Here is a 7368-nt window from a genome sequence, read left to right as displayed (position 1 = left end):
ACTTCTTCCTTCTCGATCTTGCTTGGCTGACCTTCAGCCGCCAGCCAGGACATGCGCACTTCATAACTCAACACCTGCACCGCTGCCCCAAGGTTCAGCGAGCTGAACTCAGGGTCTGATGGAATGTGCACGTGATAATGACATCGCTGCAGCTCTTCATTGGTCAGGCCGGAATCTTCACGGCCAAAGACCAAAGCAATCTCGGCGCCTTGAGCTGCTTCCTCAACCGCTTTCGTCCCGCATTCACGGGGATCGAGCAGCGGCCAAGGGATACGACGGTCACGCGCACTGGTGCCCAGCACCAGGTTGCAACCGACCAGCGCATCTTCCAGCGTGGCGACGACTTGGGCGTTTTCCAGGATGTCACCGGCACCGGACGCTCGCGCATCGGCTTCGTGATGGGGGAACAGGCGCGGCTCGACCAGCACCAGTCGCGACAGCCCCATGTTCTTCATGGCACGCGCAGCCCCGCCGATATTCCCCGGATGGCTGGTATTGACCAGGACGACACGAATGTTCTGCAGCAAGGGAGGCGCTCTCTGACAGGGAAATTAGGGAGCAAATCTTACAGTTCCTCCTACCGTTAAGCTATGAAAGCGAACGTCGACCTTCACCTGTAGAAACTTTCTGATAGAATGCTCGGCTTTCTTTAACAACCTTAGGTGACACATCCATGCAGCCCATGCTGAATATCGCGCTGCGCGCCGCCCGCAGCGCCAGTGAATTGATTTTCCGCTCCATCGAGCGCCTGGATACCATCAAGGTCGACGAAAAAGACGCCAAGGACTACGTGTCCGAAGTGGATCGCGCTGCCGAACAGAAAATCATCGACGCACTGCGCAAGGCCTACCCGAATCATTCGATCATGGGTGAAGAGACCGGCATGCACGCCGGCTCCGGGATCGAAGGCGAAGAATACCTGTGGATCATCGATCCACTGGACGGCACCACCAACTTCCTGCGCGGCATTCCTCACTTCGCTGTCAGCATCGCCTGCAAATACCGCGGYCGCCTGGAGCACGCTGTTGTTCTGGACCCGGTTCGCCAGGAAGAATTCACCGCCAGCCGTGGTCGCGGTGCCCAACTGAACGGTCGTCGCCTGCGCGTCAGCGGTCGCACCAGCCTGGACGGCGCCCTGCTGGGTACCGGCTTCCCGTTCCGTGACGACCAGATGGACAACCTCGACAACTACCTGGGCATGTTCCGCGCCTTGGTTGGCCAGACCGCCGGCATCCGCCGCGCTGGCGCAGCGAGCCTGGACCTGGCTTATGTAGCTGCCGGCCGTTTCGACGCTTTCTGGGAGTCGGGCCTGTCCGAGTGGGACATGGCGGCAGGCGCCCTGCTGATCCAGGAAGCTGGCGGCCTGGTGAGCGACTTCACCGGCGGTCACGACTTCCTTGAAAAAGGCCACGTCGTTGCCGGCAACACCAAATGCTTCAAAGCAGTACTGACGGCCATCCAGCCGCACCTGCCAGCCTCGCTGAAACGCTAAACGCCAGGCACAAAAAAGCACCCTCCGGGGTGCTTTTTTTATGCCTGAAATCTGCCCCCGCAAACACCACATCCCCAATGTGGGGGCTCGCTCCCACAGGGAATGAGGGGTGGGGCATGAATCCCGGGCATAAAAAAGCACCYGTTCGGGTGCTTTTTTGAGTCTGGGATTCAGCTTATTTCTGAGCGGGCTGGTTCTGGCCGAGGATCAGATGACCGTCCTTGTCGACCGGGATCTGGTTGCCCKGATCACGATCCATCCGCACTTTGCCTTCCTTGCCGCCCAGCGAATACCGAACGTCATAGCCTACGAGCTTGTCGCTGACGTCATTGACCGTCTCGCAACGTCTTTGCATCGTGGTGGAGGTATCACGCTCCTGCATGCCCTCCTGCACCCGGTTACCGGCGTAACCGCCGCCAACTGCACCGGCGACCGTGGCGAGCTTCTTGCCATTACCGCCACCGACCATGTTGCCCAACAAACCACCGCCGACCGCACCGATCACCGTACCGAGGATCTGATGCTCATCCTTCACCGGCGCCTGCCGGGTCACAGGCACATCCCTGCACACTTCACGCGGAGTCTTGATCTGTGTTTTGACAGGCTCGACTGCCAGTACTTGCGCATACTCAGGTCCGCCGCTTTTTACCAGGCTGTAGGTGGCAACAGCGCCTCCGGCAGTGACACCGACAGCACCCAATACCGCACCAACCAGTAACGACTTGTTCACTTGAACCTCCTGACCATCACATGCGGGACGTGCCCGCGCCTTTCCAAACCTTGGAGCATAAAAAAAGGCGCGAGTTCAATACTCGCGCCTTCTGGTTATAACGAGAGGAAATAACGCCTCAAGGACGGTCGTCCACTTCCTTCTCGGTATTGGCCGGAGGAATCAGGTCCTCGCTGCTCAGGTTCAGCCAGATCAGCACCACGTTGGCGATGTAGATCGACGAGTAAGTACCCGCCAGAACACCGATAAACAGCGCAATGGAGAAACCGAACAGGTTGTCACCACCGAAAAACAGCAGCGCGGAGATCGCCAGCAAGGTGGAGATCGACGTCGCCATGGTCCGCAGCAGGGTTTGCGTGGTCGAGATGTTGATGTTCTCGATCAGGCTGGCCTTGCGCAACACCCGGAAGTTCTCACGAACCCGGTCAAATACCACAATGGTGTCGTTGAGCGAGTAACCGATGATCGCCAGCACCGCCGCCAGTACCGTCAGGTCGAAGGTGACCTGGAAGAACGACAGGATACCGATGGTCACGATCACGTCGTGGATCAGCGAGACAATCGCACCGACCGCGAACTTCCACTGAAAGCGGAACGCCAGGTAGATCAGAATGCCGCCCAGCGCCATCAGCATGCCGAGGCCGCCCTGGTCGCGCAGTTCTTCACCCACCTGCGGACCGACGAACTCGACGCGCTTGACCACAGCCGGGTTGTCGCCGCCGACTTTCTGCAGCGCTTCAGCGACCTGGTGACCCAGTTGCGGGTCTTCGCCAGGCATGCGCACCAGCAGATCGGTGGTCGCGCCGAAGCTCTGAACGATCGCTTCGTGATAACCCGCCTCAGTCAGCTGGGAACGAACTTTCAAGACGTCGGCCGGACGCTCGTAGGTCAGCTCGATGAGCGTACCGCCAGTGAAGTCCAGACCGTAGTTCATGCCCTTGTGGAAGCAGCTGAACAACGCCAGAGCGGTAAGGAACAATGTGACGCCGAACGCAACGTTGCGAACGCCCATGAAGTTGATAGTACGTAACATGGCAGCCCCTTAAATCCACAACTTCTTGAAGTCACGACCGCCGAAGATCAGGTTGACCATCGCGCGGGTCACCATGATGGCCGTGAACATCGAGGTAAAGATCCCGAGGGACATGGTCACTGCGAAACCTTTGACCGGACCGGTGCCCATGGCAAAGAGGATGCCGCCGACCAACAGGGTGGTCAGGTTGGCGTCGAGAATCGCGGTGAATGCCCGGCCGAAGCCTTCGTTGATTGCCCGCTGCACGGTCATGCCGGCCGCGATCTCTTCACGTATCCGCGAGAAGATCAGTACGTTGGCGTCGACCGCCATACCCATGGTCAAGACGATACCGGCGATACCTGGCAGGGTCAGCGTTGCCCCCAGCAGCGACATCAAGGCCAGCAGCAACACCATGTTCACCGCCAGTGCAACCGTGGCGATCAAACCGAAGAAGCGGTAGATGGCCATGATGAACAGAGAAACGAACAGCATGCCCCACAGCGACGCATCGATACCCTTGGTGATGTTGTCAGCACCCAGGCTTGGACCGATGGTGCGTTCTTCAGCAAAGTACATCGGTGCCGCCAGGCCACCGGCTGCCGCCAGACGGAACTCCAGGTTGGCCGTCTTGCCGAGGATACGCTTGGCTTCGGCAGTGTCTTGCACGCCTGGCAGCTCAACCACGATGCGGTTGGCACCCTGACGTTGAACGATCGGTTCGGCAACACCCAGCTCGTTGACGCGGTTACGCACCGTGGTCAAGTTCTGCTTGATGGAGTATTCGCGGATTTCCGCCAGCTTGGCCGGGGTCATCGCCAGACGCAGTACCGATTGACCATTGAGGTCGGCCGGAACAATGTCGAAATCGTTGAAGTTCTTGCGGATCAGCGCGCGAGCCTCTTCGCGGGAAGCGTCATCACTGAAGCCCAGCTGAATGGCGCCATTGATCTGCGGCAGGCTGCGATAGCGCAGTTTCTCTTTACGCAGCAGGCTCTTGACGTCGCCTTCGTAGACTTTCAGGCGGGCGTCGAGGGCTTTTTCCATGTCCACTTCGAGCAGGAAGTGCACACCACCGGACAAGTCCAGACCCAGCTTCATCGGATGCGCGCCGACAGTGCGCAGCCATTGCGGAGTGGTTTGTGCCAGGTTCAGTGCGACGACGTAGTCATCACCCAGCGCCTTGCGCACGACGTCTTTGGCTGGCAGTTGGTCTTCCGCCTTGGTCAGGCGCAACAGACCGCCCTTGCCATTGGCCGACAGAGTGGCCGCCTTGACGTTGATCCCGGCATCGTTGAGCGCTTTGCTTACACGATCCAGATCAGCCTGATTGACCTGCAGCGCAGTGCTTGCACCGCTGACCTGAATGGCCGGATCGTCAGGATAAAGATTGGGAGCGGAATAAATCAGACCGACCGCCAGCACCGCCAGGATCAGAATGTATTTCCACAGAGGGTATTTGTTCAGCATCACGCCGCCCGCTTATGACGCGGGGCGCCTTGCGCGCCCCGTCGATTGAGTAGAAGTTGAAACTTAGATCGCTTTTAGCGTGCCTTTTGGCAGCGTGGCGGCAATGGCGCCCTTTTGGAATTTCATTTCGACAGTGTCGGAAACTTCCAGAACAACGAAATCATCTGCCACTTTAGTGATCTTGCCGGCAATACCACCGGTGGTCACAACTTCGTCGCCTTTCTGCAGGCTGCTCAGCAGGTTCTTCTGCTCTTTGGCGCGCTTGGCCTGTGGACGCCAGATCATCAGGTAGAAGATGACCAGGAAGCCGACCAGGAAAATCCACTCAAAGCCGCCGCCCATTGGGCCTGCCGCAGGGGCACCAGCATCAGCCATGGCATTAGAGATAAAAAAGCTCATTTAGCACTCCAGTTGCAAATGTTGAATCTTGGGGTCAGAAAACTCAGTCCAAAGGCGGTACGGGTAACCCGCGTTTGGCGTAGAAGGCATCGACAAAGGCGGCCAATGTACCCTGTTGAATAGCCTCGCGCAAACCAGCCATAAGTACCTGGTAATGGCGCAAATTGTGGATGGTATTCAACATGCTACCCAGCATTTCTCCACACTTGTCCAGATGGTGCAGATAAGCACGGGAGAAGTTCTGGCAGGTATAGCAATCGCAGGTCGGATCGAGCGGCGAATCATCATGGCGATGAAACGCGTTACGGATCTTCAGCACGCCAGTATCAATGAACAAGTGCCCATTGCGGGCATTACGGGTTGGCATCACGCAATCGAACATGTCCACACCGCGGCGCACACCCTCAACCAAGTCTTCCGGTTTGCCAACGCCCATAAGGTAACGAGGTTTGTCAGCCGGCATCTGGCCTGGCAGATAATCCAGCACCTTGATCATCTCGTGCTTGGGCTCGCCGACCGACAGACCGCCGATCGCCAGGCCGTCAAAACCGATCTTGTCGAGGCCTTCCAGGGAGCGCATGCGCAGGTCCTGGTGCATGCCGCCCTGAACGATGCCGAACAGCGCCGCCGTGTTGTCGCCATGAGCGTTTTTCGAACGCTGGGCCCAGCGCAACGACAGCTCCATGGACACCCGCGCCACATCTTCATCGGCCGGGTACGGCGTGCATTCGTCGAAAATCATCACGATGTCGGAGCCCAGGTCGCGCTGAACCTGCATCGACTCTTCCGGGCCCATGAACACTTTCGCGCCATCCACCGGAGAAGCGAAGGTCACGCCCTCCTCCTTGATCTTGCGCATGGCGCCCAGGCTGAACACCTGGAAACCGCCGGAGTCGGTCAGAATCGGGCCTTTCCACTGCATGAAATCGTGCAGGTCGCCGTGCTTCTTGATCACTTCGGTACCAGGACGCAGCCACAGGTGAAAGGTGTTGCCCAAAATGATCTCGGCGCCGGTCGCCTCGATATCCCGCGGCAACATGCCCTTGACCGTGCCGTACGTGCCGACCGGCATGAAGGCCGGGGTTTCGACAGTGCCACGCGGGAACGTCAGGCGACCACGGCGAGCCTTGCCGTCAGTGGCCAGCAATTCGAAAGACATACGACTTTTACGACTCATTCTTGATCCTCAGGGGCCAAACCCTTGGGGGCAGTTGGCGCAGGATTACGGGTGATGAACATCGCATCACCGTAGCTGAAAAAGCGGTATCCATGCTCGACGGCGGCCTTGTAGGCGGCCATGGTCTCGGGATAACCGGCGAACGCCGAAACCAGCATCAACAGCGTGGATTCGGGCAAATGAAAGTTGGTGACCAGGGCATCGACCACATGGAACGGCCGGCCTGGGTAGATAAAGATATCGGTGTCGCCGCTGAACGGCTTGAGCACGCCATCGCGCGCCGCGCTTTCCAGCGAACGCACGCTGGTGGTCCCCACCGCCACCACGCGCCCACCCCGCGCACGGCACGCAGCAACCGCATCCACCACGTCCTGGCCGACTTCCAGCCATTCACTGTGCATGTGGTGATCTTCGATCTTCTCGACCCGCACCGGCTGAAAGGTGCCCGCGCCGACGTGCAAGGTCACGAACGCGGTCTCGATACCCTTGGCGGCAATCGCCTCGAGCAACGGCTGATCGAAATGCAGCCCCGCCGTCGGTGCCGCCACCGCGCCCAAACGCTCGGCGTAGACCGTCTGATAACGCTCGCGGTCCGAGCCTTCGTCCGGGCGGTCTATATAAGGAGGCAACGGCATGTGCCCGACGCGGTCGAGCAACGGCAGCACTTCTTCGGCGAACCCCAGTTCGAACAACGCATCGTGACGCGCGAGCATTTCAGCTTCGCCACCGCCGTCGATGAGGATCTTGGAACCCGGCTTCGGCGACTTGCTGGAACGCACATGGGCCAGCACGCGATGACTGTCGAGCACCCGCTCGACCAGAATTTCCAGCTTGCCGCCGGAAGCTTTCTGGCCAAACAGCCGCGCCGGAATCACCCGGGTATTGTTGAACACCATCAAATCGCCCGGGCGCAAATGCTCAAGCAAATCAGTGAATTGACGGTGCGCCAGAGCGCCGCTGACCCCATCCAGGGTCAACAGGCGACTGCCGCGCCGCTCAGCCAAAGGGTGGCGAGCGATCAGCGAATCAGGGAGTTCGAAAGTAAAGTCAGCAACGCGCATGATGGGGTTCGTCTAGCAGGGCCGGGA

Annotated in this window: 8 protein-coding genes; 1 reads left to right on the top strand and 7 read right to left on the bottom strand. The window is 59.1% G+C overall.

Going from position 1 to position 7368, the window contains the following annotated elements; translation table 11 throughout:
- Positions 1-527 (bottom strand): RNA methyltransferase (locus AC1DH9_RS25195; protein ID WP_477808990.1); only part of this gene is annotated, 527 nt, incomplete at its 3' end.
- 146 nt (positions 528-673) lie between these two features.
- On the opposite strand from AC1DH9_RS25195, the gene suhB reads away from it, so the two are divergent.
- Positions 674-1492, top strand: a complete 819-nt coding sequence (gene suhB, locus AC1DH9_RS25190) for a type III secretion system regulator SuhB (protein WP_427543145.1) — start codon at positions 674-676, stop codon at positions 1490-1492.
- A gap of 175 nt (positions 1493-1667) precedes the next feature.
- Here the strand turns inward: suhB and AC1DH9_RS25185 are convergent, their stop codons facing one another.
- The 6 genes from AC1DH9_RS25185 to queA all read right to left on the bottom strand — a co-directional run bounded on the left by AC1DH9_RS25185 (position 1668) and on the right by queA (position 7341).
- Positions 1668-2222: a glycine zipper 2TM domain-containing protein gene (locus AC1DH9_RS25185; RefSeq protein ID WP_477808989.1), complete on the bottom strand. Its 555-nt coding sequence runs from the start codon at positions 2220-2222 to the stop codon at positions 1668-1670.
- A 118-nt stretch (positions 2223-2340) separates the two neighbouring features.
- Positions 2341-3255: a protein translocase subunit SecF gene (gene secF, locus AC1DH9_RS25180; protein WP_427543139.1), complete on the bottom strand. Its 915-nt coding sequence runs from the start codon at positions 3253-3255 to the stop codon at positions 2341-2343.
- 9 nt (positions 3256-3264) lie between these two features.
- Positions 3265-4704: a preprotein translocase subunit SecD gene (locus AC1DH9_RS25175; RefSeq protein ID WP_477808988.1), complete on the bottom strand. Its 1440-nt coding sequence runs from the start codon at positions 4702-4704 to the stop codon at positions 3265-3267.
- A 63-nt stretch (positions 4705-4767) separates the two neighbouring features.
- Positions 4768-5103 carry a preprotein translocase subunit YajC gene (gene yajC, locus AC1DH9_RS25170; protein ID WP_019693477.1) on the bottom strand — a complete coding sequence of 112 codons (336 nt, stop codon included), beginning with the start codon at positions 5101-5103 and terminating at the stop codon, positions 4768-4770.
- Between the two features lie 43 nt (positions 5104-5146).
- A complete protein-coding gene (tgt, locus tag AC1DH9_RS25165; RefSeq protein ID WP_162130405.1) occupies positions 5147-6262 on the bottom strand; it encodes a tRNA guanosine(34) transglycosylase Tgt in 1116 nt (371 codons plus the stop codon).
- Between the two features lie 14 nt (positions 6263-6276).
- A complete protein-coding gene (gene queA / locus AC1DH9_RS25160; RefSeq protein WP_442114774.1) occupies positions 6277-7341 on the bottom strand; it encodes a tRNA preQ1(34) S-adenosylmethionine ribosyltransferase-isomerase QueA in 1065 nt (354 codons plus the stop codon).
- Between the last annotated feature and the right edge of the window lie 27 nt (positions 7342-7368).

It is taken from the genome of Pseudomonas sp. 05T35 (genome assembly GCF_056396605.1).
Note: the sequence above shows the minus strand (reverse complement) of the source record. Positions and strands in the feature narration are given on the sequence as shown.

Excerpts from the sequence above, each read along its gene's own strand:
- secF (WP_427543139.1), bottom strand. The coding sequence starts at position 3,255 with ATGTTACGTACTATCAACTTCATGGGCGTTCGCAACGTTGCGTTCGGC.
- AC1DH9_RS25175 (WP_477808988.1), bottom strand. The coding sequence starts at position 4,704 with ATGCTGAACAAATACCCTCTGTGGAAATACATTCTGATCCTGGCGGTG.
- yajC (WP_019693477.1), bottom strand. The coding sequence starts at position 5,103 with ATGAGCTTTTTTATCTCTAATGCCATGGCTGATGCTGGTGCCCCTGCG.
- tgt (WP_162130405.1), bottom strand. The coding sequence starts at position 6,262 with ATGTCTTTCGAATTGCTGGCCACTGACGGCAAGGCTCGCCGTGGTCGC.
- queA (WP_442114774.1), bottom strand. The coding sequence starts at position 7,341 with ATGCGCGTTGCTGACTTTACTTTCGAACTCCCTGATTCGCTGATCGCT.